This window comes from Streptomyces pratensis (assembly GCF_016804005.1).
Taxonomy (GTDB): domain Bacteria; phylum Actinomycetota; class Actinomycetes; order Streptomycetales; family Streptomycetaceae; genus Streptomyces; species Streptomyces pratensis_A.
In genome coordinates this window covers 2,915,957-2,937,683 of record NZ_CP051486.1, presented here as the reverse complement: position 1 = coordinate 2,937,683, position 21,727 = coordinate 2,915,957, and the positions used below count along the sequence as shown (strand labels likewise).

The 21,727-nt window shown below is 71.4% G+C and carries 22 protein-coding genes and 2 pseudogenes; 6 read left to right on the top strand and 18 right to left on the bottom strand.

The window, feature by feature from the left end:
• Positions 1 to 88 precede the first annotated feature (88 nt).
• Entirely contained in the window at positions 89 to 445 is a 357-nt protein-coding gene (locus HED23_RS12545; protein ID WP_203183487.1) for a hypothetical protein, read from the bottom strand.
• 199 nt (positions 446 to 644) lie between these two features.
• Here HED23_RS12545 and HED23_RS12540 point away from each other — a divergent pair, with 199 nt between their 5' ends.
• Entirely contained in the window at positions 645 to 1,406 is a 762-nt protein-coding gene (locus HED23_RS12540; protein WP_203183486.1) for a hypothetical protein, read from the top strand.
• Here the strand turns inward: HED23_RS12540 and HED23_RS12535 are convergent.
• Both HED23_RS12535 and HED23_RS12530 read right to left on the bottom strand, forming a co-directional pair.
• A complete protein-coding gene (locus HED23_RS12535) occupies positions 1,369 to 2,913 on the bottom strand; it encodes an NCS1 family nucleobase:cation symporter-1 (RefSeq protein ID WP_203183485.1) in 1,545 nt (514 codons plus the stop codon). The genes HED23_RS12540 and HED23_RS12535 overlap by 38 nt on opposite strands.
• Before the next feature lie 80 nt (positions 2,914 to 2,993).
• Positions 2,994 to 3,995: a TIGR03842 family LLM class F420-dependent oxidoreductase gene (locus HED23_RS12530; RefSeq protein ID WP_203183484.1), complete on the bottom strand. Its 1,002-nt coding sequence runs from the start codon at positions 3,993 to 3,995 to the stop codon at positions 2,994 to 2,996.
• A gap of 756 nt (positions 3,996 to 4,751) precedes the next feature.
• On the opposite strand from HED23_RS12530, the gene HED23_RS12525 reads away from it, so the two are divergent.
• The 3 genes from HED23_RS12525 (at position 4,752) to HED23_RS12515 (ending at position 6,565) form a co-directional block, all read left to right on the top strand.
• Positions 4,752 to 5,582, top strand: coding sequence for an alpha/beta fold hydrolase (locus HED23_RS12525; protein ID WP_203183483.1), 831 nt, complete (start codon positions 4,752 to 4,754; stop codon positions 5,580 to 5,582).
• Between the two features lie 81 nt (positions 5,583 to 5,663).
• Positions 5,664 to 5,825, top strand: coding sequence for a hypothetical protein (locus HED23_RS12520; RefSeq protein ID WP_238441931.1), 162 nt, complete (start codon positions 5,664 to 5,666; stop codon positions 5,823 to 5,825).
• Positions 5,826 to 6,061: 236 nt separating this feature from the next.
• Positions 6,062 to 6,565, top strand: a complete 504-nt coding sequence (locus tag HED23_RS12515; RefSeq protein ID WP_203183482.1) for a GNAT family N-acetyltransferase — start codon at positions 6,062 to 6,064, stop codon at positions 6,563 to 6,565.
• 30 nt (positions 6,566 to 6,595) lie between these two features.
• Here the strand turns inward: HED23_RS12515 and HED23_RS35030 are convergent.
• The 10 genes and pseudogenes from HED23_RS35030 to HED23_RS12470 form a co-directional block, all read right to left on the bottom strand.
• A pseudogene (locus HED23_RS35030) lies at positions 6,596 to 6,763 on the bottom strand (IS701 family transposase); the annotation flags it as partial.
• Positions 6,764 to 6,796: 33 nt separating this feature from the next.
• Positions 6,797 to 8,185 (bottom strand): dihydropyrimidinase, encoded by a 1,389-nt coding sequence (hydA, locus tag HED23_RS12510; protein ID WP_203183481.1) that lies wholly within the window; start codon positions 8,183 to 8,185, stop codon positions 6,797 to 6,799.
• 218 nt (positions 8,186 to 8,403) lie between these two features.
• Complete coding sequence (locus HED23_RS12505) at positions 8,404 to 9,687, bottom strand: aspartate aminotransferase family protein (RefSeq protein WP_203183480.1); 1,284 nt, start codon at positions 9,685 to 9,687, stop codon at positions 8,404 to 8,406.
• Positions 9,684 to 10,526, bottom strand: coding sequence for a nitrilase-related carbon-nitrogen hydrolase (locus HED23_RS12500; RefSeq protein WP_203183479.1), 843 nt, complete (start codon positions 10,524 to 10,526; stop codon positions 9,684 to 9,686). The genes HED23_RS12505 and HED23_RS12500 overlap by 4 nt, the downstream gene beginning before the upstream one ends.
• A 137-nt stretch (positions 10,527 to 10,663) precedes the next feature.
• Positions 10,664 to 11,692, bottom strand: a complete 1,029-nt coding sequence (locus HED23_RS12495; protein WP_238441930.1) for a serine hydrolase domain-containing protein — start codon at positions 11,690 to 11,692, stop codon at positions 10,664 to 10,666.
• Between the two features lie 4 nt (positions 11,693 to 11,696).
• The gene (locus tag HED23_RS12490) at positions 11,697 to 12,614 is read right to left on the bottom strand and encodes a DUF6895 family protein (protein ID WP_203183478.1); all 918 of its coding nucleotides are present in this window, start codon (positions 12,612 to 12,614) and stop codon (positions 11,697 to 11,699) included.
• Positions 12,611 to 13,339, bottom strand: a complete 729-nt coding sequence (locus HED23_RS12485; protein ID WP_203183477.1) for a hypothetical protein — start codon at positions 13,337 to 13,339, stop codon at positions 12,611 to 12,613. Before HED23_RS12485 ends, HED23_RS12490 begins: the two co-directional genes overlap by 4 nt.
• Positions 13,336 to 13,518, bottom strand: coding sequence for a hypothetical protein (locus HED23_RS12480; protein ID WP_203183476.1), 183 nt, complete (start codon positions 13,516 to 13,518; stop codon positions 13,336 to 13,338). The genes HED23_RS12485 and HED23_RS12480 overlap by 4 nt, the downstream gene beginning before the upstream one ends.
• 449 nt (positions 13,519 to 13,967) lie before the next feature.
• Positions 13,968 to 15,371 (bottom strand): hypothetical protein, encoded by a 1,404-nt coding sequence (locus HED23_RS12475; RefSeq protein ID WP_203183475.1) that lies wholly within the window; start codon positions 15,369 to 15,371, stop codon positions 13,968 to 13,970.
• Positions 15,372 to 15,507: 136 nt separating this feature from the next.
• Positions 15,508 to 15,888, bottom strand: a complete 381-nt coding sequence (locus HED23_RS12470; RefSeq protein WP_203183474.1) for a PPOX class F420-dependent oxidoreductase — start codon at positions 15,886 to 15,888, stop codon at positions 15,508 to 15,510.
• Between the two features lie 94 nt (positions 15,889 to 15,982).
• Between HED23_RS12470 and HED23_RS12465 the strand changes: the two genes are divergently transcribed.
• Positions 15,983 to 16,213, top strand: coding sequence for a hypothetical protein (locus tag HED23_RS12465; protein WP_203183473.1), 231 nt, complete (start codon positions 15,983 to 15,985; stop codon positions 16,211 to 16,213).
• 12 nt (positions 16,214 to 16,225) lie between these two features.
• A pseudogene (locus HED23_RS35025) lies at positions 16,226 to 16,660 on the top strand (M24 family metallopeptidase); the annotation flags it as partial.
• Positions 16,661 to 16,674: 14 nt separating this feature from the next.
• Here HED23_RS35025 and HED23_RS12460 read toward each other — a convergent pair.
• From HED23_RS12460 to HED23_RS12440, 5 genes are all read right to left on the bottom strand, one after another.
• Positions 16,675 to 17,352, bottom strand: coding sequence for a glycoside hydrolase family 75 protein (locus HED23_RS12460; RefSeq protein ID WP_238441929.1), 678 nt, complete (start codon positions 17,350 to 17,352; stop codon positions 16,675 to 16,677).
• A 161-nt stretch (positions 17,353 to 17,513) separates the two neighbouring features.
• Positions 17,514 to 19,319 (bottom strand): gamma-glutamyltransferase, encoded by a 1,806-nt coding sequence (gene ggt, locus HED23_RS12455; protein ID WP_203183472.1) that lies wholly within the window; start codon positions 19,317 to 19,319, stop codon positions 17,514 to 17,516.
• Positions 19,320 to 19,412: 93 nt separating this feature from the next.
• The gene (locus HED23_RS12450) at positions 19,413 to 19,589 is read right to left on the bottom strand and encodes a hypothetical protein (RefSeq protein WP_203183471.1); all 177 of its coding nucleotides are present in this window, start codon (positions 19,587 to 19,589) and stop codon (positions 19,413 to 19,415) included.
• 208 nt (positions 19,590 to 19,797) lie between these two features.
• The gene (locus HED23_RS12445) at positions 19,798 to 20,442 is read right to left on the bottom strand and encodes a response regulator transcription factor (RefSeq protein WP_203183470.1); all 645 of its coding nucleotides are present in this window, start codon (positions 20,440 to 20,442) and stop codon (positions 19,798 to 19,800) included.
• Positions 20,406 to 21,650: a sensor histidine kinase gene (locus HED23_RS12440; protein WP_203187452.1), complete on the bottom strand. Its 1,245-nt coding sequence runs from the start codon at positions 21,648 to 21,650 to the stop codon at positions 20,406 to 20,408. Before HED23_RS12440 ends, HED23_RS12445 begins: the two co-directional genes overlap by 37 nt.
• Positions 21,651 to 21,727: the final 77 nt, after the last annotated feature.

The window sequence follows — 21,727 nt, the reverse complement described above, 5'->3', positions numbered from 1 at the left end:
GAGGCGTGGGGGTCCACTCAAGCACCCCGCACGCGGATCGGGCCCGTCTCCCGGGCAAGCGGGAGACGGGCGCCCGGTGGAGGGGTGACTACGGCCGCACGTGGATCTCGCCGATCCCCGAACCGAGGCCGGCGCAGTGCGCGGTCGACTGCCCGGACTCGCCCGGCCTCAGGGTGACGTGCTCACCGTCCACATCGGGGGACCAGCCGCAGACCAGATGCACCCAGAAGGTCTGTGCGGCCGATCCGTTGTTCCTGCAGAGCGCGTAACCGGTGTGGTCGTCGATCGCGTGCTTGCCGGTGTCGCACGACAGCCCGGGCGGAACGGCGGCAGCGGGTACGACGGCCGCCGCGGCGGTGGCCGGAACGGCGAGTGCCACGGCCAGACCGGTGACGGCCGCACCCCGCGCCAGCGTGCGAACGGCGTTCCCCTTGAACGGCTTCATCGTGCCTCCCCTTGACCCCGGACGGGTTCCGGTGATCTTCGGGGCTGCTCTCCCCCGCGCCCCGTAGCCGAAAACAGCGCCGAACCTCACCCTCCGTACACCGGGCGCCCGCGCGGGCAACCGCGCGCGGGCGTACGCTCGCCAATAGGGTGAATCCCGCTGGAGAAGCCCCTGAACAGGACGTGTCCGAGGAGGCGCGGTGACAGGACAGCGCATCGCCACACGCGCTGCCGCCTGCGCGGCAGTGCTCGCACTCGCCGTCACCGGCGGCACGGCCGCACAGGCGGACGACGACATCGAATCGCTCCCCGCCGATCAGATCGCCGACCGTTCCCGGGAGGCCCTGCTCGATGCCAGGTCACTGCATCTGCGCGCACAGGGCGACCTCGGCGAGGACCGCGCCCCCATGACGGTGGACCTCAGCCTGGACCGCGACGGAAACTGCGCCGGCGACGTCGATCTGGGCGAGGACAAGGGCTCGGTCGAGATCGTCAAACGGGGTGACGACGTCTGGCTGAAGCCCGACGCGGACTTCTGGGAGAACCAGGTCCCGATCGGCGGGCAGACCTTCGAGGACATCCTCGCCGGGCGCTACATGAAGGGTTCCGCCTCGGACTCCAGGCTGCGACCAGTCGTGGAGGCGTGCGACCTGGACACGTTCCGTGAACTGGTCTCCGACAACACCGGCAAGGCCGGCACGACGTTCACCAAGGGCGGCGTGACGACCGTCGACGGCGTGCGGACCGTGCCGGTCACGGCAGCCGGCCACGGCCAGAGGATCACGGCGTACGTGGACACCGGGGGCGAGCACCACCCGGTACGCATCACCTTGCGGGGCGACGGGGCCGACGCGGCCGTGGACCTCTCCGGCTTCGACGAGCCGGTGCCCACGGCCACGCCGGCCCCTGACGAGACGGTGGACGTCAGCGCCGTGCTCGGGAAGGGTCCTGCCCAGTCCTGACTCCCCGGCTCAGCACCGCGTACAGCACGAGCGAGGAGACGAGCCCGACGGCCCAGCCGTAGTCGGCGAGCGGCTCGAGGAAGGGGATCAGGCCTTCGGCCGGGAAGGGCCCCTTGCCCGGGGCCGAGTGGGAACCGCCCACCGCGAGCACTCCGCCGACGGCGAAGGCCACGACGGCACGCCAGTTCCATCCGCCCGTGTACCAGTAGCGGCCCCCGGGCAGGTAGAGGTCCGGCAGGTGGAGGACGGTGCGCCGGATGATCCAGTAGTCGGCGATCAGGATGCCGGCCACCGTGCCCAGCAGGCCTCCCACCAGCCCCAGCCAGGTGAAGATGTACAGCTCGGGCGTCTCGGTCAGCTTCCACGGCATGATGAGGACCCCGACGACCCCGGTGACCAGCGCGCCGGTACGGAAGTTGATGAGCTTCGGGGCCAGGTTGGCCAGGTCGTACGCCGGTGAGACGACATTGGCCGCGATGTTCACGGAGATGGTCGCGACGAGCACGGTGATCAGTCCGAACAGCAGCCCGAAGACGTTGTCGGTCTTCGCCACGAGCTGCACCGGGTCCCAGATCGCCTCCCCGTACACGGCCTGGGAGCCGGACGTGACGAACACGGAGAGCAGCGCGAAGAAGGTCATCGTGGTCGGCAGCCCGAGGGACTGCCCCCATATCTGGGCGCGTTGGCCGGCTCCGAAGCGGGTGAAGTCGGGGATGTTCAGGGAGAGCGTGGACCAGAAGGCGATCATGCCCATCAGGGACGGGAAGAAGACCGGCCAGAAGTCCGCTCCCCAGCCGAGGGCGGACGGCTGGTCCAGGAGTGGTCCGAGACCGCCGGCCTTGACCGCGACCCAGACCAGCAGGACCACCGCGCCTACGATGACGAAGGGCGCGGCCCAGTTCTCGAAGCGGCGCAGGGTGTCCATACCCCGGTAGATGATGGCGAGTTCGAGCGCCCAGAAGAGCACGAAGCAGAGCCAGAGCGTCCACGGCTGCCCGCCGATCTCGCCGGCGCTCGCCCAGCCGCCGAAGATCTTGCCGAGCAGCGTGAAGATGCCGACGCCGCCGATCCATGTCTGGATGCCGAACCAGGCGCAGGCGACCGCGGCCCTGATGAGCGCCGGCAGGTTGGCGCCGCGCAGCCCGAAGGACGCCCGTGCCAGGACGGGGAAGGGGATGCCGTACTTGGGTCCCGCGTGGCCGGTGAGCAGCATCGGCGCCAGCACGATCACGTTGGCCAGGGCGATCGTGAGGACGGCCTGCTTCCAGTCCATGCCGAGAGCGACGAGCCCGGAGGCCAGCAGCCAGGACGGGATGTTGTGCGCCATCCCGATCCACAGTGCCGCGAAGTTGTACGTCGTCCACCGTCGCCGCTCCAGGGGTACCGGCAGCAGGTCGTCGTTGACGAACCTGGAGCCGTCGGGGACGGCCCCGGGCGCGAGTTCGATCCGCCCCGCCGGGTCGGCTGTCGGCTCCTCGGGGGCGGACGGTGGGACGGTAGCGGTCATGGTGTCGTGACCCTTCGCTCGGGAGAGGTGCCGTGCGGGGCGCGGGTGTGCGGGGGCCTGGACAGCCGTTGCGGAGGTGGTCAGGCGGACAGCGCGGGGATGACCGTGGAGCCGTAGGCGTCGATGGTCGCCTCCCGGGCGTCGTGCATGTTGTAGACGGCGAACTGGTCGACGCCCAGATCGCGCAGGACCCGCAGCTTCTCGATGTGGGCCTCGGGAGGTCCCAGCAGGCAGAAGCGGTCCACGATCTCGTCGGGGACGAAGGCCGTGTCGGGGTTCCCGGTGCGGCCGTGATGGCTGTAGTCGTAGCCGGAGCGTCCGGCGATGTACGCCGTGAGGGCCTCGGGCACGAGACCGGAGTGCTCCCCGTACCGTGAGACGAGGTCGGCCACGTGGTTGCCGACCATTCCGCCGAACCAGCGGCACTGCTCGCGCGCGTGGTCCAGGTCCTCGCTCACGTAGGCGGGCGCGGCGACACAGATGGTGACGGCGTCCGGGTCGCGCCCGGCTGCGGCGGCCGCGTCACGCACCGCCTTGATCATCCACTCCGTGAGGTAGGGGTCGGCCAGCTGGAGGATGAAGCCGTCGGCCTTCTGCCCGGCCAGGGCGAGGGCCTTGGGGCCGTATGCCGCCATCCAGACGGGCAGACTGCCGTTCTTCACCCAGGGGATCTGCACCGGCTGCCCGTCGACGGTGGCCTCGCGCCCCTCGGCGAGGTCCCGGATCACCTCGATGGCCTCGCCCAGTCTGGCCAGCGTGTTGGGCCTGCGGCCCGCCACCCTCATCGCGGAGTCGCCGCGCCCGATGCCGCAGACGGTGCGGTTGCCGTACATCTCGTTGAGCGTGGCGAAGGTGGAGGCGGTGACCTCCCAGGTGCGGGTCCCCGGGTTCGTCACCATCGGCCCGACGACCATCCGTTCGGTGTGCTCCAGGATCCTGCTGTAGATGACGAACGGCTCCTGCCACAGCACGGCCGAGTCGAAGGTCCAGCCGTAGCGGAAGCCGTTGCGTTCCGCGCGTCGCATGAGTCCGACGACGGCCGAGGCGGGCGGGTCGGCCTGGAGGACGAGTCCGAAATCCATGACAGATGCTCCTTGTCGAAGTACTGACACGTGGCGCGCGGGTACGTATGCCGTGACCGGACCGGCGGGTGTGCTGCCTGCCCGCGTACGCCGGGCAGTCCGCGCACGCCGGCGGAGGAACTGCGGGCGCTGCCCTCGGTGACGTGGTCCGGCAGAGCTTTCCACATCGGGCAGCGCCTGGCCTGCTGCCGCGGCCCGTCGGAACACGAGTCGCGGGGGGACAATCCTGGACCGCTTCCCCCGCTTTGGGAAGGGGCAGTCTACGCGCGGAGCTTCCCGGTGCACGGAGCACGGACGCCGGTTCCCTGGGCGGCACCTGACCCGTGCTCAGCTCTCGTCCGCCCGTACCGTGGGTGGTGTCGGACCGCCGCAGCCGGAGGCAAGTCGTACGGACCGGGCGCACCGCACGCTCAGGCGTGGACGGGCCGGCTGCCGGCATGAGGGCCGCGCCGCCCGGGGAGGCGCATGGAGAGGCACGACGAGCGCCCTCGGTGCGGCAGCCCGGGGCTCCCTCCGCCACTCGCAGGAGGGAGTCCCGGCGGGGCTCCGAACCGTGCGAAGGGGGGCCGGCCCTGCGCCCGTCCACCCTCACCGCGGAAGCAATGCCACGAAATGAGACTTACGGCACATAGCAGTATCGTTTGAGGCGTTTGGTCGCGGTCTCGGCCCCGTTCGGCGGTGACGTTCCCGCCCCCGTGGAGCCGACACGTCCCCGCGCACCGACCGCACGAGCACTTTCGAACGGAAGGATCGGCCATGGGCACGGTCACCACGGTTGACGGCACGGAGATCTACTACAAGGACTGGGGCCCGCGCGACGCCCAGCCGATCGTGTTCCACCACGGCTGGCCGCTCAGCGCGGACGACTGGGACAGCCAGATGCTGTTCTTCCTCGCCCAGGGCTACCGTGTGATCGCCCACGACCGGCGGGGGCACGGGCGTTCCACCCAGAGCGCGGGCGGGCACGACATGGACACCTATGCCGCCGACGTGTCCACGCTGGCCGAAGCGCTCGACCTGCGACAGGCCGTACACATCGGCCATTCCACCGGGGGCGGCGAAGTCGCCCGGTACGTCGCCCGGGCCGAGCCCGGACGGGTCGCGAAGGCCGTACTCGTCAGTTCGGTGCCGCCGGTCATGGTGAAGTCCGCGTCGAATCCGGGCGGCCTGCCGATCGAGGTCTTCGACGGGTTCCGCTCCGCGCTCGCCGCCAATCGCGCGCAGTTCTACATCGAGGTGCCGTCGGGTCCGTTCTACGGGTTCAACCGGCCCGGTGCCGAGGTGTCGCAGGGGCTGATCGACAACTGGTGGAGGCAGGGCATGCGGGGCGCGGCCAACGCCCACTACGAATGCATCAAGGCCTTCTCGGAGACCGACTTCACCGAGGACCTGAAGAAGATCGAGGTGCCGGTACTGGTGGCCCACGGCACGGACGACCAGATCGTGCCCTACGAGGACGCGGGCCCGCTGTCGGCGAAACTGCTGCCGAACGGCAGGCTGAAGAGCTACGAGGGCTATCCCCACGGCATGCTCTCGACGCATCCGGAGGTCATCAATCCCGATCTCCTGGAGTTCGTGAAGGAGTAGGGACGATCCGCTCCCGGCCGACGGGAGTCAGGCTGCGGAAGTACGGGCCAGGGCCTCTGCCGCACTCGGTACGATGCGGCCGTGAGCTCTGGCGTACCCGCCGAAACCCGCCGGCTCCTCCTCGTCGCCCGCGCGGGCACGGCCCTGACCGCCGGGGCTCTCGGGTGGTTCGCCGCCCAGTCCGTCCGAGCTGCTCCTGAGCGGTGTTCCCAGCGGGGACCGATGCGGAACAGCGGGAAGTGAAGGACCGGGGCCACCGGCACGCCGCGACTGCGCACCGCCACACGCCCGCCGGCGTTTCCGGCTCAGCTGACCCGCCCTCGGCCGAGCCGGCGTCTCCGCCTCGGACGAGGGCCCGCCCTCGTCCGCCGGACCGGGTGTCCGCCGCCTGGACCGCGGCGAGCTCGGGGTACCGGAGTACGGCTGGAGTGCCGCACTCAGCCGTACTCCGCGTCGGTCCGTGAGGCAGGGTTGAGGGCATGACCACGTACAAGACGATGCCGTTCCACCTCGAGACCGAGAGGCTGGTACTGCGGCCGTGGGCCGAGTCGGACGCCGCCGAGTTCTGCGCCCTCCTCTCCGAACGCGGCAAGGGGACCCCCACGGTCGAACGCATCCGGACGTCCATCGCGGAGCTTCTCGCCACGACGGCGACCACGGGGCTCGCCCTGTTGCCAGTCCAGCGCCGCGCCGAAGGCGACTTCATCGGTTACTGCGGGCTGATCATCGGCCGCTCCACCGTGGAGGAACCCGAGATCGCGTACGAGCTGTTCCGACGCGCGCATGGGCGCGGCTACGCCACCGAGGCGGCCGGCGCGGTGCTCGATGCCGCTGTCGCGACCGGACGGAAGCGGCTCTGGTCGACCGTCGGCGCGTGGAACACACCGTCGCTCCGCGTCCTCGAGAAGCTCGAATTCGAGCGCGATCACGTCTCCGTGGAGGACAACGGCGAAGTGGTCTGGCTCACGCGCTCGTTGCCGTGACACGGGAGCAGCCTTGCGGTGCCTCACGCTCGGCCCGGATGAAGCAGGCTCGGCGAAACGACAGCGTGGGCGGGCGAGTTCGCCTGCACTGCGATTCCGCCGGACCAGGAGCCGTCGGCGGCCCGGCGTCGGGTCGGTGAGGTCGCTGACGGCCCCGGCGCGGTAGCGGTGCCCCTTCGCGCCGGGGCCGGCGGACAGCACCGCGGGGGACGGGCCGGGCACCGCAACCGCTCACAGGTACTGGCACAGGCCCCGGGGCACGTAGGCCCCATGCCCCGCATGCCCTACGTACGCGCCCCCCTCGATGACGGGAACTCCACGTGACAGGACCGTCTCGACCCGCCCGGTGAGCCGCTTGCCCTCGTATGCCGAGTAGTCCACGTTCATGTGGTGCGTGTCGGCGGACAGCACCTGCTGCGCTTCCGGGTCGTACACCACGATGTCCGCGTCGGCACCCGGCGCGATCGTCCCCTTCCTCGGGTAGAGACCGAACATCCGGGCCGGCGCGGCACACGCGATCTCGATCCAGCGGCGCCGGGTGATGTGCCCGTCGACCACTGCCTGGTGCAGCAGGTCCATGCGGTGTTCCACGCCGGGCATGCCGTTGGGAATCTTCGAGAAGTCGCCGATGCCCATGTCCTTCTGGCCCTTGAAGCAGAACGGGCAGTGGTCGGTGGAGACGACCTGCAGGTCGTTCGTCCGCAGCCCCCGCCACAGTGCCGCTTGGTGCTCCTCGGGCCGGAGCGGTGTCGAACAGACGTACTTGGCGCCCTCGAAGTCCGGCTCGGCAAGGTTGTCCGTGGACAGGAAGAGGTACTGCGGGCATGTCTCGCCGAACACGGGCAGCCCCTCGTCACGGGCCCGGGTCAGTTCCGCCAGGGCCTCCTGGGCCGAGACGTGGACGACGTAGACCGGGGAACCGGCGACCTGGCTCAGCCGGATGACGCGGTGGGTCGCTTCGGCTTCCAGGAGAGCCTTCCGCACCTCCCCGTGGTGGCGAGGGTCGCGCTCACCTCGTGCGAGGGCCTGCTCCACCAGGACGTCGATGGCGATTCCGTTCTCGGCGTGCATCATGACCAGACCGCCGTTGGTGCCCGCTCGCTGCATGGCCCGGAGGATCTGGCCGTCATCCGAATAGAACACCCCGGGATACGCCGTGAAGAGCTTGAACGAGGTGACGCCGGCCTCGATCAGCTTGTCCATCTGTTTGAGGGACGAGTCGTTCACATCGGACATGATCATGTGGAAGCCGTAGTCGACGGCACATGTGCCGTCGGCCTTCTCGTGCCATTTGTCGAGCCCTTCGCGGAGCGACCCCCCCTTCGGCTGAATGGCGAAGTCGACGATCGTGGTGGTGCCTCCCCAGGCGGCCGCCCGCGTTCCCGTTTCGAAGGTGTCGGAGGACATGGTGCCGCCGAACGGCATCTCCATATGGGTGTGGCCGTCCACCCCGCCCGGGATGACGTATTTCCCTCGCGCGTCGATGACTCGGTCAGCCGTCCACCCATGACTGCCAGGAGTGGCAAGGGCGACGACACGGCTCTCTTCGACGAGTACGTCCACGTGGAGTTCGTCGGACGCGGTGATGACCAGACCACCGGTGATCAGGGTGCGTGCCACAGCTCAGCTCCATTCGCTTCGGATCAAGGGATCGCGTGCACGGGGCCAGGCACCACTGCGTGTCAGGACAGCCCTGCCCGGAAGGAAGGGGTGGGCCCGGCCCATGGGCCCCTCCTCGCAGTGGCGGGACCGGCCCACCCACGTGGACCGGGTGCGTGCCGACGTGCGGGGACGCGGACCGCCCCCGCGGCAGGTGAGCCGCCGCGGGGCTCCTGCTCTCAGGTTGCCGCGTGCAGTGCCTCGCCCAGGATCTCCGCACCTTCCTCCGCCTCGGCGACGGTGAGCGACAGGGGCGGCGCGATCCGCAGGACGCTGGTGTTGTGGCCGCCGCCCTTCCCGATGAGCAGCCCGCCCGCTCGGGCCGCCTCCAGTACCGCCGCCGCGGCATCCGGGTCGGCGTCGTCCGTGCCCGGCTTCACCAGCTCGATGCCGATCATGAGCCCTCTGCCGCGCACCTCCCGTACGGCCGGCGAGCCCGCACCGACCGCCCGGAGCCGCTCGATGAGCAGGCCGCCGACCCGCCGGGCGTTGCCCTGGAGGTCGTGTTCCAGCAGGTACGAGAGGTTGGCGAGCCCGGCCGCCATGGTGACCGGGGAACCGCCGAACGTCGAGATGGAGTTGGCGTCCAGGCAGTTCATGACGTCGGCCCGGGCGACGACTCCGCCGATCGACATGCCGTTGCCGATCCCCTTGGCGAAGGTCAGGATGTCCGGCGGCCCGTTGTCGGCGTGCGCCTGCCAGCCCCAGAAGTGGTCCCCCGTACGCCCCCAGCCGGTCTGGACCTCGTCCGAGATCCACAGGATGCCGTGCCGGTCGAGCACCTCGCGGAAGGCGGCGTACAGGCCGTCGGGCGGTGCGGTGAACCCGCCGACTCCCTGCACCGGTTCGGCGATCAGTGCCGCGGCGCCCCTGGTGTGCCCGAGCAGGTCTTCCAGGTCACCCACACAGGACTTGATGAACCGTTCGTCGCTCAGCTCCGCGTACGGGCCCCGGTTGCGGACCCCGCCATGGACGTACAGCGTCTGGAGCGGCGACAGACTCGTGGTCGACCAGGACCTGTTGCCGGTGATGGAAACGGCTGAGAACGACCTGCCGTGGTAGCTGTTGCGCATCGCCAGGATCTGGTTCGAACCCCGGTAGGCGGTGGCGAGCAGCAGGGCGGTGTCGTTGGCCTCGGTGCCCGAGGTGGTGAAGAAGACCCTGGCGTCGGGGATGCCCGAGAGGGAGGCCACCCGCTCGGCGAGCTCGACCATCGGCCGGTTGAGATAGAGCGTCGAGGAGTGGATGAGCCGCCCGGCCTGGTCGGAGACGGCCTTGGTCACCTCGGGCAGGGTGTGTGCGGTCATCGTGGTGAGAATGCCACCGAAGAAGTCGAGGTAGCGGTTGCCGTCCGAGTCCCAGACGTGGCGTCCCTCGCCGTGGGTGAGCTCCAAGGGCTGCCGGTAGTAGAGCGCCAGCCACTCGGGGCTGACGGCCAGATGCCGGTCGTGCAGTCCGGTCACGGCTCCACCAGCCCGTCGTACGCGTCCGGCCTGCGGTCCCGGTAGAACGCCCATTGCCGGCGGACCTCCTCGATCAGCCCGAAGTCCAGGTCGCGCACGACGAGTTCCTCCTCCTTGTCGCTCGCGACGTCACCGACGAACTGGCCGCGCGGGTCGACGAAGTAGCTCGTGCCGTAGAAGTCGTTGTCGCCGTACTCCTCCTGGCCGACACGGTTGATCGCTGCGACGAAGTACTCGTTGGCGACGGCGGAGGCAGGCTGTTCCAACTGCCACAGGTAGCTGGAGAGTCCGCGCGAGGTGGCCGATGGGTTGTAAACCAACTGAGCACCGTTGAGGCCGAGTTGACGCCACCCCTCCGGGAAGTGCCGGTCGTAGCAGATGTAGACGCCCACCTTGCCGACGGCGGTGTCGAAGACCGGCCAGCCCGCGTTGCCGGGCTTGAAGTAGTACTTCTCCCAGAAGCCCTTGACCTGCGGGATGTGGTGCTTGCGGTACTTGCCGAGATACGTGCCGTCGGCGTCGATCACGGCAGCGGTGTTGTAGTAGAAGCCGGACTGCTCGATCTCGAAGACCGGGACGACGACCACCATGCCGGTCTCCCTGGCCAGGTCCTGCATCCGCCGTACGGTCGGCCCGTCCGGGACCGGCTCGGCCCAGCGGTAGTGCTCGGGCTCCTGGACCTGGCAGAAGTAGGGGGCGTTGAACACCTCCTGGAAACCGATGACCTTCGCGCCCTGCCGGGCGGCCTCACGCGCGTGTTCCTCATGCTTGGCGATCATGGATTCGGTGTCGCCCGTCCAGGTCGCCTGGACGAGTGCGGCGCGTACGACGTGGGACATGAGCTGCTCCTTCGACGCGGCGTCAGAGAGCCTCTGCGTTCTCTACGCCCGTAGACACGGTGCACAGGAAGAGAACGTAAGCCCCGTCACACAACGGGGCAAGACCATCGCCGTGAACCGGCGGAGTCGATCATGTTTCACACCCGAGCGGTCCACACCCTCCCGGAGGGCGTGTCGTCCAGCTCGCGGAGCGCCCCGTACGCGGACTGGATGAAGGGCGCGAGCGGGGTGGGAGCCGTGTTCGTGAGGGCCACGAGGCCCGTGCCCGAGCCGGGGAGGAAGCCCGCGAAGGCGGTGAACCCACGGGTGCCGCCGGAGTGGTGGAGCAGCGCGCCGCCGCCGGGGCGTGGGCGGAGGTTCCAGATCAGGCACAGCCGGGAACCGGTTCTCGGCACGCTCAGCCGGGGCCGCTGCACCTCGGCCAGCGCGGTGCGCAGCGCGGTGTTCGGCGCCGTGCCCGGGTCGAGGAGTGCGGTCAGGACGTGCAGCAGGTCCCGGGCGCTGGAGCGCAGGGCTCCTGCTCCGGTGAGCCCCGGCATCAGCAGGGCGGGGCGCGGCCGGCCGTGCCAATGCCCGGTCGCCTGGGCACGGTCGGCGTCGCAGTCGGTGTCGGCGAGGCCGAGCGGGCGGGTGACGCGCTCGGCCAGCAGGGCGGGGTAGTCGCCTCCGGTGCCGCCGGCCGCCCTGGCCAGCACGTGCCCCAGCAGCCCTCCCCCGAAGTTGGAGTACTGCACGCGGGTGCCGGGGCGGTGGCTCAGCCGGGTGCGGCGCAGCGAGTCCAGCAGGTCGTCCTCGGAGAAGCCGGCGTACGGATTGCTGAGCCATCCACTGCGGACCGCCCGGGTGAGCAGTCCGGGCGGGAGGCGGGGCAGGCCCGAGGTGTGGGTGGCGAGGTGGAGGAGGGTGAGCGGCGGTCCGGGGATCCGGAAGGGGAGGTAGCGGTCGGCTCGGTCGCCGTAACCGACTTCGCCCCTGGCGGTCAGTTCGGCGAGCAGCAGGGCGGTGAAGGTCTTCGTCAGCGAGCCCGTCTCGAACCGGGTGCCCTCACCCACCGGGCCGTCGCAGAGCACGGCCCGCTCCGTTCCCCGCACCGCCGCGACCGCGGCCCCCGGCCCCTTGGCGGCTGCCAGGAGGGGCCGGAGGCGTGTGGTCAGCGCCTCCGTCACCGTCTCACCGCCCCGCCGCGCGGGCGAGCGCGACGGAGCCGGCCACGGCGGTGACGACGACCGTGTGCTGATGGTCCGTGAACCGCTGCTGGGGGTCGTCGTCCACCGGATCGCTGTCGCGGGGGACGAAGCCGTCCTCGTGCTGGAGCCCGGCGATCGCCTCCCAGTCCTCGGTCGAGCAGTACGGGTCCTCGAGCGAGGCGCCGACGATGAGGAGTTCCGTGACGAGGTCCCACTGCCCCACCTCACGCCACACGTCGATCCACACCGGGAGCCAGGCGTGCAGGTAGTCGGCGAGCTCGGGCGGCAGCCCACCCGGGTTCCCGCCCCAGTCGGTGAGGTGGAAGACGGTGTGGGTCATCGCGTAGGCGGTGATCCAGTTGATCGCCCACGGCTCCGGCCTCGCACCGAGCCACGTGGCACCGGCCAGCGCCTTCATGTCCTCGGCGTGCTCCAGCCCCACGACGCCGGCGGCGTTGGCGACCGCGAGCCGACGGTTCGGCAGCACCTCGACGCTGTTCACCGACCGCATTCGGGACCGGTGCGCGAGGAGCCGGTCGAGCCCCTCGTGACGGTAGCCGCATCGGACGAAGGGGGCGTACATCTCCAGGGGGTCCGTCATCAGCGTGTGGCGGATCTGGCGCTCGTAGATCATGTCGCCGCGCCTGAACTGCTCCCAGGTGAAGTCCATCAGGCTCTGGGCGGCAACCAGGCGGCCCGGCCCGGCGACACCGTCGCGGAGGATGAGGGAGGCGGCGAGCGTGGTCTCCCCCAGCGGCTTGTAGACGCTGTCGGGGTCGGCCAGCGTCTCGGTGGTGTCGGGCGGCAGGCCGCCCAGTTCGCGGTTGGCGTGCAGCCACGAGAGCGCCCGGTCCGCCATGCCGCGGGCCGCCCTGGTGACCGGCTCGGGGATCGTCGTCATGCGTGTGCCGCCTTCGTGTCCGTACCGGGCCTTCGTTCGAGGAGGTGGCGGGCGATCGCCAGGTCCAGCGCGGCACGCGGGCCCGCCCCGCCCACCAGGAGCAGGTGCTCCGCGACGAGGCCGGGATCCAGGGGAAGTTCGGCGCCCTCCTGGTGCAGCCAGGCCAGCCAGCGGACGAGGCGTACCGCGGTGGGGAAATCGCGGCGCAGCATCGAGCGGCTGACGCCCCGGCACAGCGGCAGGACCCCGCCACGGGCCGCCTCATGGGCCGGACCGTCCAGGACGAGCGTTGCCAGTGGGGCGAGTTGGGCCATCCGCACGCACCACCCGCTCCACTCGGCGGTGTCCGTGAGGCCGGCGTCGTCCGTCGGCGCGGGCGCCACCACCCCCAGGGCGTCGTCCCCGGAGAGACGGGCGAGCAGGACCGCGGTGGCGTGGTCGCGCCGGGCGACCGTGGGCTCGCCCGAGGTGTCGGACGCGGGGAAGGCGTCGAAGGCCTTGGCCACGACAGCCGCGTCCTGCGCCTGGAGCGGGTGTTCCATCAGGAGGTGGGGACTGAAGACGTCGGCGCCCAGCACCCGTACGGCGGCCAGCGCCGCGAGGGTGTCGGAGGCGTCGTCGACGTACCGGCCCAGCTGCACAGCGCCCCCGGTGCCGCCGAGGGCACCGAGGACACAGGCTGCCAGGGCGTCGGACGCCTCGGCGAATGCGGAGTGGGAGCTCACTTGCCCCGAGGCTCCTTCGGCTCCTTCGGGGACAGGAGCAGCAGCGCGAGCAGCAGACCCGCGGCCTCCGGGGTGTAGAGCGGGGCGTCGCTGACGGTGGCTTCGGGCTCCGTCATCAGGGCGCCCAGCGTGGCGGTCTGGGTCGGCGTCGCGGTGAGAGTGATTTCCTGCGTAAGCATGGTGCCTCCACATCACTGAGGGGACATGTACCACTTGTGTGGTTATGCCTCGACCGACGATAAAGGGTGGAATGAGATTTATCTCCCCAACCCCGTCGTCACTGGCGACGTGCATGAGCCACAGGTTCCGGAGAGCGCAGAACCGTGCCCTGGGGCGCCCGCCCGGAGAACATCGCTTCTGACCTCACGTCCCCTCGTGGCCGCCGGGCACCGACAGGGACCGACAGGCACCGACAGGCACCGACAGGCACCGACGGGCCGAAACGGCCCGCGTGTCAGCCGGTGTCCAGTTGCCCGGCGGCCCGGTTGTCCGGCCTGCGGGAGAGCCGGCTCGGCCTCCAGGCACAGGAGCCGGCCGCGTCGGCGCACCACCGGCGGCCTCTGTGCACGGAAGCCGAAACCTCCCGCCTCGTCTCGTACGCGTCGGCGCCCTCTCGACGCCGGGGGGACTACGGCGCCGAGATGCCCGCCACCCGCAGCGCGTGGACCAGGTCCCGCTCCTTCGCCACCGACACCTCGCGTGCCGCGGCGAGCAGTTGGGCGACGAGGGCGCGCGGTCCGCCCTCAGCGATGCGCGCCGCGTCCTGCGGAGACCGTACGCGGACGAACGCGCCCAGCAGCGCCCGCGCCTCGGGCTCCAGGCCGGCCCGGCCGAGGGCGGCAACGGCGTAGGCGATCTCGTCGGCGGGCCGGGCAGCCCCCTGCCGGAGCAGTTGCCCGCAGTCGTCGACGTGGCCGGCGGAGGCGAGCGCGCCTGCTGCGGCGGCAAGTTCGGCGGGCGGCCGGGAGGACACCTCCCACAGCAGGGTCGCCCAGTCCGCGGCCAGACCCGCCCGTCGAAGAGCCACGGCGAGCACCGGGAGGTGCCCGGCGGGCCGGGCGGCCGCCTCGCAGAGCACGACGTGCGCCTCGCCGGTGCGCCCCTCCGCACGCAGCCGTACGAGCAGGGCGACGGTGCCCTCGGCGGCCCGGAGTGCGGCGAGGTCGGATTCCGTACGGCCTGGTGCCGCGGCCTGCGGGGGGTGCCCGGCGCCCTCCGCAGGCCCGGCACCGCCGAAACGGGCGCCTCGCGGGGCGGCGGCGGCCGGTGCGGGGCCCGCCTGGCCGGGCGCGGCAGGCGGCAGGGGGCTCGCCTCCGTGTCGTCGAGCTCCAGACCCGCGAAGCGTGCCCCTCGCGGCTTCCTGCGCCTCCGCACCGGGGCGGGGGCGGCCTCCGGGGCGTGGACGGGCCCGGCTGCCGGACCGGGGTACGCATCGTCGACCGCCTGCACCCCCGCAGGAAGCGGACCGGGGGGCGAGGACGCGCCGCCGGCGTCCGCTGCGTTCACCTGCCCGGGCCCCCCGGACCAGCTGTCCGGCACCGGTCCCTCCAGCGCGGCCAGCCGGCTCCGGAGCTCGGCGCAGCGCGCGGTGGCACGTACGTGGTCGTCCCTGGCCCATGCCATCGCGTCCGTCTCCCCCTGCGGTGAACGCGCCCCGTCCGTGCCCGCCGCCCGCATCCGTCCGGCTGCGTACGACTGCTCGTGGAGCATCAGGTTCAGCCGGTCCACGAGGGCCCGCCGTCCGCCCGGGCGCCTGTCGTGTGCGGCCGCCGACGCGGCGTACAGCGCGGCGGCCCGCACGGATTCCCGCGCGGCGGACTCGGTTCCGCGCGCTGCGCCGAGGTCCTGCAGCAGCGACTCGACCACATCCCAGGGCGGGACCTCGGCGCCCTCGAGGCACGCGCGCATGCCTTCGGGATCGCGCGCGCAGAAGACTCCGTACCAGCCGCGACCGGGATCGAGCAGGGCAGTCAGTTCTTGCAGGTATTGCGCGAACGCCCTTATTTCCACCGCATGTTGATGCACCGTCACGTAGCCCTCACCGGTAGCCCGGGACTGGAGCGTTCCAGTCCGCCGGGCATTCGACCGCAGGCGTGTTACGGGAGGACTACGCGCTCTTTTCCGGCACGGTGCGTCCGGAGTGCGGCCGGGTGCGGCGCGCCCCCGGTCAGAGGGTGACGGCGATCCCCGTATGGGGCCGCTTGCCGAGCCGCACGACCATGGCCGGCCAGTCGACGAGCCAGAACTTCCAGGTGTACTTGCGGGCGAGCACCTTGCGCACCGCGGCGGTCCCGGCGCCGTCGAGGAGGCGAGCGGTCCCCTCGGCGCTCGGCGCGCCCTCCGCGATCCGGCCGCGGACGTCGCAGACGGTGACGAGGACCCGGCTGTCGTTGCGCAGACGCTTGACCTTCCAGGAGTCGGACCGGGTCCAGACGTACAGCACGCCGTCGTCGGCCGCCGCCCAGACGGGCGTGGCGACGGGCGTGCCGTCCTTACGGTAGGTGGTCAGGCTGACGTACTCACTGCGGGCGAAGTCCTGGAGGGTCACGGACGCGACCCTACTCGGCCCGCGCTGTGAGCGGCAGTGCCCCCCGTTCCGGCAGCGTCCCCCCGACGTCGGCGGGGGCACCGGGACGCACCGCGTGAGCAGCTCGTCCACGGCCGGCCCGACGGCTCACGCGGGTGCCGCCACCGTGGTGAAAGCGGAGGCCGGGACCCGGACCGCCTCGATCTCGATCTCGATCTCGATCTCGATCTCGCGAAGCTTCTCGGCCAGGATTCCCGCGCCCGCGGCGACCGCGACCGTGCTCCGTGCGCCACGCGCTCCGCGCAGCGGCTCGCCGAGCCGGGCGTCGACGCCGGAGCGGCCCTGAGCTGCTGGACGAGCGACCCTGAACGGCTGGACGGGTGACCCGGCCGTTCGGCATCACCGTCGGCCGGCCGATGCCCGAGGACGTCCGGCTACCCGACACGGCGTCCGCGCCACTGGACGCGGGCATCGCGGCGGCGACGGTGGGCAACCGGATCGGCGACATCGCCTTCGCCATCGGCACGGCGTGCCGGGAAGCCGGATACGGGCCTCCCCGACGGGTTCGGCGGGCACGGGACCGGCAGGGCGACGCGCGAGGGCGGCCGGGGCATGCCGCTGCGGCACGGGACGGTGCCTGCCATCGAGCCTGTGCTGATCGCCGGCGGCCACGACGGGGTCGACGCGGACCGCGACGGCCGGCCCCTCCGTGCGAGCGACGGCGGCCGCGCGGCCCGACGCCGGACACGCGGTGGCCATCACGAACGACGTCCACCGCATCCTGCCGGCTCTCCGGCCGCGCGCTCCTCAGGCGCCGTCGGCGAACTTCCGGGCGAGCGCCTCGCCCGCGCTGACGGCTGCGGCAGGGCTCTCGATCGGTGACGCCTTGGAGTTCTTGAAGAGGATGTAGGTGACGCCTGACGCCGTACCGCCGCTCTTCGGGTCCGGATCGATGCCGAGCGCCTGGGCCAGGGCGTACGAACCCTCACCGATGATTCCTGTGGGCCCCGTGTCCCCGACGACGGCGTAGCGGACCTTGTCGCCGTGGATGACGGCGGCCACTCCACCGCCCTTGATCCCTGACGCGGCGTAGTTCCAGAGCGGCCCGGGGCCGGGTACGACGACGTACGGCACCTTGGCGGAGTCCAGGTACTTGCCGTCCGACCCCTTGAACGCCGTCTGAGGCTGGAAGGAGGGGTCCGTCCTGGTGTTGCAGGCGGTGCTGACCTGGCCGTCGCAGTCGATGTCCATGTCCGCTTCCCAGAACACGGCCTCGTCGGTCCCGCACACCGGGACCGTGGCGGTGGCCGCACTCTGGTCGGTCCGGTAGTCACCCTGGGAGATCCGGCTGCAGCTCTTCACCTTCGCCAGCAGTTCGGCGGCCCCGACCGGGCTTTCCCCGTCGTCGGCGGCCTCGGCGGGGAGTGCCGTGGCGAGCAGAGCGGCGCCGGAGAGCGCGGAGAGGACGAGCATTCGCGTACGCACCGTGGTAGTTGCCCTTTCACTGGACACGAAGAACCCTGGCGGGCTCTTCCTTGCCGATGCGGCACGTCGCGGACGCGACCGGCCGCATCAAGACCTAGGGGCCGGAAGGGCGTGATGAACCACGCCCCTTCCGGCCCCGAGGCCTCGCTGACGCCGATCGGTCACGGACGACCGCTCGGCGCTACCACCATCGCCGAGCCACCACCGCGCCGCACCTTTTCGGCGGCCGCCAGCCAGCGCCCTCCGGGGAGGCGCTGGACGGCAGTGGCCGCGCCGATCTCCGGGTTCGCCTTGAACACGTGCCCGAGTGCCTCCAACTCCTTGCGCACCGGGCTGTCCCACAGCCCCGGCTCGATCTCGGTCGTGGCCGAGTTGCGCTGGCTGGCGCGCGGGGCGGCGATCGCCTCGACGAGCGGCAGCCCCCGGTCCAGGTGACCGGTCAGCGTCTGCAGGACGGTCGTGATGATCGTGGCGCCGCCCGGCGATCCCAGAGCCAGTACGGGTTTTCCGTGATCCAGCACGATGGTCGGCGAGATGGAGGAGCGCGGGCGCTTCGCCGGGCCGGGCAGATTCGGATCGTGGACCGCCGGGTTCGCCGGAGCGAACGAGAAGTCGGTCAACTCGTTGTTGAGCAGGAATCCCCGCCCCGGCACGGTGATTCCGCTGCCGCCCGTCGATTCGATCGTCAGGGTGTACGCGACGACGTTGCCCCACTTGTCGGCGGTGGTCAGATGCGTGGTGTTCTCACCCTCGTACGTCGTCGGGGCCGCCTTGCCCCCGGTGGCGCAAGGGGCGGGGTCGCGCGGGTCACCCGGCGCGAGCGGGCTGGTGAGGACGGCGTCGTCCTTGATGAGGCACTCGCGCGAATCGGCGAAGCGCTGGCTGAGCAGTTCCCGCGTCGGCACGTCCTCGGACGCCGGGTCGCCGACCCAGCGGCCCCGGTCGGCGAAGGCGATCCTGCTCGCCTCGATGAGCCGGTGCAGGTACTGCGTCTCGGTCGCCTGCGAAAGATCGGTGGACTCAAGGATGTTGAGAGCCTCGCCCACACTCGTCCCACCGGAGGAGGAGGGTGCGATTCCGTAGACGTCGAGACCCCGGTAGCCGACTTTCGTGGGGGCCTGGCGCAGCACCTTGTAGGACTTCAGGTCCTTGGCGGTCAGATCTCCCGGACGGACCACACGGTCCGCTGCCGGGCCCACGGGAGGTGTGCGCACCGTCGACACGATGTCCTGGGCGAGTTGCCCCCTGTACAGCTCGTCGATGCCTTCACGGCCCAGGGTCTCGTACGTCCGGGCGAGGTCGGGGTTCTTGAAGACCGAGCCGACCACCGGCAGTTCGCCGCCGGGCAGGAACAGTTCCGCGGAGGCGGGGAAGTCGGCGAACCTGGCCTGGTTGCCCGCGGTCTGCGAGCGGAAGGTGCCGTCGACGACGAACCCGTCCCGGGCGAGCCGCTCGGCCGGCTTCAGCAGCTGGCGCAGGGACTTGCTGCCCCAGGCGTCGAGGGCTTTCTCCCAGGTGGCGGGCGTTCCTGGGGTACCGACCCCAAGTCCGCTGGTGACGGCGTCGCTGAAGGGGATGGGCTGCCCGTTCTCCAGGAAGAGGGAGGAGTCCGCACTGCGGGGTGCGGTCTCGCGGCCGTCCACCGTGTCGACCCGCCCCGTCCTGGCGTCGTAGTGGACGAAGTACCCCCCGCCTCCGATACCGGCCGAGTAGGGCTCCGTGACACCCAGCGCGGCGGCGGTGGCGACGGCCGCGTCAACGGCGTTGCCTCCCTTGCGGAGCACTTCGACACCGGCCGCCGAGGCGTCCGCGTCGACACTCGACACCGCTCCTCCGTATCCCACCGCCACGGGCGACTTGGGGGGCGGAACGGGTGGCGCCGAGGCTGCCGGGGCCGCGGCACCGAGCGAGCCGATGACGGCGATCACGAGTGGGAACGACACATTCCGTCCGACGGAATGACGCATCCGTACCTCCTGTGAAGGATCGTCCGCGCAGGGTAACGCCGCACCACCCACATCGTCAGGACCGCCTCGAAGAGTCCCTCGCCGGCTGGCCGGTCAGCCGGTGCCCAACGGTACGGCCGCCCGGTCGGGGACCATGCGGATGATCTCCTGCTGTCGCGCGACGAGGTGGAGGTGGCCGCCTCCGAAGACGCGGAGCCCGAAGGCCTGTTCCGTGTGCAGCGACCAGGCCTGCGCGTCGTCGTGAGTGACCTCGGGGTCGTCGTCGCCCACGAGGCTGTGGACCGGACGGTGCAGCGGGGGCCCGGCTCGTGGACATGGGCCTCGGCGGCGCGGATCGCCGGCCGGGCCACATGTGGTGCGGGTTCCCTTCGTGGCGGCGGCGCGGACCGGTCGCGCCGGGCGTGCCCCAGCAGTCTCACCGGCCGGGCGCGCGGGCCGCACCCCTACCGCCCCCGGGTCCGGGGGCGGCGGGCAGGACTCACGCGTTGAGGTAGGCCAGGACCGCCAGGACACGGCGGTTGCTGTCGCTGGACGGGGGGAGCATCAGTTTGGAGAAGATGTTCGAGATGTGCTTGGCCGCCGCGCCCTCGGAGACGGTCAGCCGTTGGGCGATGGCGGTGTTGGAGCATCCCTCCGCCATGAGTTCCAGCACTTCGCGTTCCCGGGCGGTCAGCGCGGACAGCGGCTGGTCGCGGGAGTGGGAGGTCATCAGCTGGGCCACGACGGTGGGATCCATGGCCATGCCGCCGGCCGCGACCCGGCGGACGGCGTCGATGAACTGCCCGTCGTCGAGGACGCTGTCCTTGAGCAGGTAGCCGATGCCACCGGTGCCGTCGGCCAGCAGTTCACGGGCGTACATCTGCTCGACGTGCTGGGACAGGACGAGGATCGGCAGACCGGGCTGCTCACGGCGAGCGAGCAGGGCGGCCTGGAGGCCTTCGGTGGTGAACGTCGGCGGTAAGCGGACGTCCACCACGGCCACGTCGGGACGGTGTTCGGCGATGGCTTGTCTCAGATCCGTCCCGTTGTCCACGGCGGCTACCACCTCGCAGTCGTAGGCCTCCAGCAGTTGGATGATTCCCTGCCTCAGGAGGAAGAGGTCTTCGGCGAGGACGACGCGCACGGCAGCTCCATTTTCATGACGGTCGGACCGCCCGGGGGACTGTTGATCTCCAGGACGCCGTCAAAGGATGCCAGCCGCCGCCGGATACCCTCCAGCCCGCTCCCGGCCGATATCTCGGCGCCCCCTCGGCCGTCGTCGGTGACCTGCCCGCGCAGGGCACCGTCCGCGTACCGGAGAGCCACCTCGACCTGCCGGGCATCGGCGTGCTTGAGCGCGTTGGTCAGCAGCTCCGACACCGAGAAGTAGACCGCGGATTCCACCGGATCGGGCAGTTTTCCGGGCAGGTCCGCCAGGACCGTGACGGGCAGGGGGCTGGCCAGGCCCAAAGCCCTTACGGCGTCGGCGAGTCCACGCTCGGCCAGCACCGGGGGGTGGATGCCCCGGACCAGGCCGCGCAGCTCACGCAGCGCCTGTACGGACGAGCTGCGCGCGTCGTGCAGCAGCCGGCGGGCCTCTTCGGTGTTCCGGTCCAGCTGCCGGTCGACCGCGCCGAGGGTGAGGCCGAGGCTGACCAGCCGGGCCTGGGCGCCGTCGTGCAGATCGCGTTCGATGCGGCGCAGTTCGGCGGCCTGGATGTCGAGCGCGCCCGAGCGCGTCTCCGCCAGGTGCCGCACCCGGGAGGCCAGACGGCCGCGCTGGGTCGGGCCCAGCAGGAACAGGACGAAGTAGGCGTGGCCCTTCAGTACCCAGGGGCTGAGATGGAGCCAGCCGGCGAACACGACGAGTGCCGCCGCCGCCGCGGCGAGGGCGGCGGGCCAGCTGTCGACGGTGATGAACGCGTACCAGCGGCCCGTCCCGTCGGCCGCGACGGGCTGCCACAGGCCGCAGGCCAGCGCCAGCCCCTCCCCCGCGTAGTACAGCATCGCGGCCGGGGCGCAGCCGAGCAGCAGGCCGACGCCGCTGTTGAGGAGCAGCCACAGCAGGTCCCGCCAGCTCGCCGGGTCGGCCAGGATCCACTTGCAGCGGCGCACCCATCCGACGATGTCCCGTTCGATCTCCTCGGGTTCGGGCCGGTACGGCCGTTCCACCGGGACCCCCGAGCGGGCGGCGGCGCGCCGGTTCAGGTCGCAGACCCAGCGCACCGCGGTGGTCAGGTGGGGCAGGGCGAGGAAGCCGATCCCGATGACGCACAGGATGACGAAGTACGTGGTCGTGACGAACAGGACGATCGAGGCGAGTGCTCCGGCGGCGATCAGCGCGCCGACCAGCGTGTCCTGGGCGGACCGGACGAGCCGCGCGCGCCCGCCCTCCCACCCGCGGGGCGGAGCGGGGGAAGGGCCGTCCC

Coding starts and splice junctions, on each gene's coding strand:
- HED23_RS12545 (WP_203183487.1), bottom strand. CDS start 445: ATGAAGCCGTTCAAGGGGAACGCCGTTCGCACGCTGGCGCGGGGTGCG.
- HED23_RS12535 (WP_203183485.1), bottom strand. CDS start 2,913: ATGACCGCTACCGTCCCACCGTCCGCCCCCGAGGAGCCGACAGCCGAC.
- HED23_RS12530 (WP_203183484.1), bottom strand. CDS start 3,995: ATGGATTTCGGACTCGTCCTCCAGGCCGACCCGCCCGCCTCGGCCGTC.
- HED23_RS12525 (WP_203183483.1), top strand. CDS start 4,752: ATGGGCACGGTCACCACGGTTGACGGCACGGAGATCTACTACAAGGAC.
- HED23_RS12515 (WP_203183482.1), top strand. CDS start 6,062: ATGACCACGTACAAGACGATGCCGTTCCACCTCGAGACCGAGAGGCTG.
- HED23_RS12500 (WP_203183479.1), bottom strand. CDS start 10,526: ATGTCCCACGTCGTACGCGCCGCACTCGTCCAGGCGACCTGGACGGGC.
- HED23_RS12490 (WP_203183478.1), bottom strand. CDS start 12,614: ATGACGACGATCCCCGAGCCGGTCACCAGGGCGGCCCGCGGCATGGCG.
- HED23_RS12480 (WP_203183476.1), bottom strand. CDS start 13,518: ATGCTTACGCAGGAAATCACTCTCACCGCGACGCCGACCCAGACCGCC.
- ggt (WP_203183472.1), bottom strand. CDS start 19,319: ATGCGTCATTCCGTCGGACGGAATGTGTCGTTCCCACTCGTGATCGCC.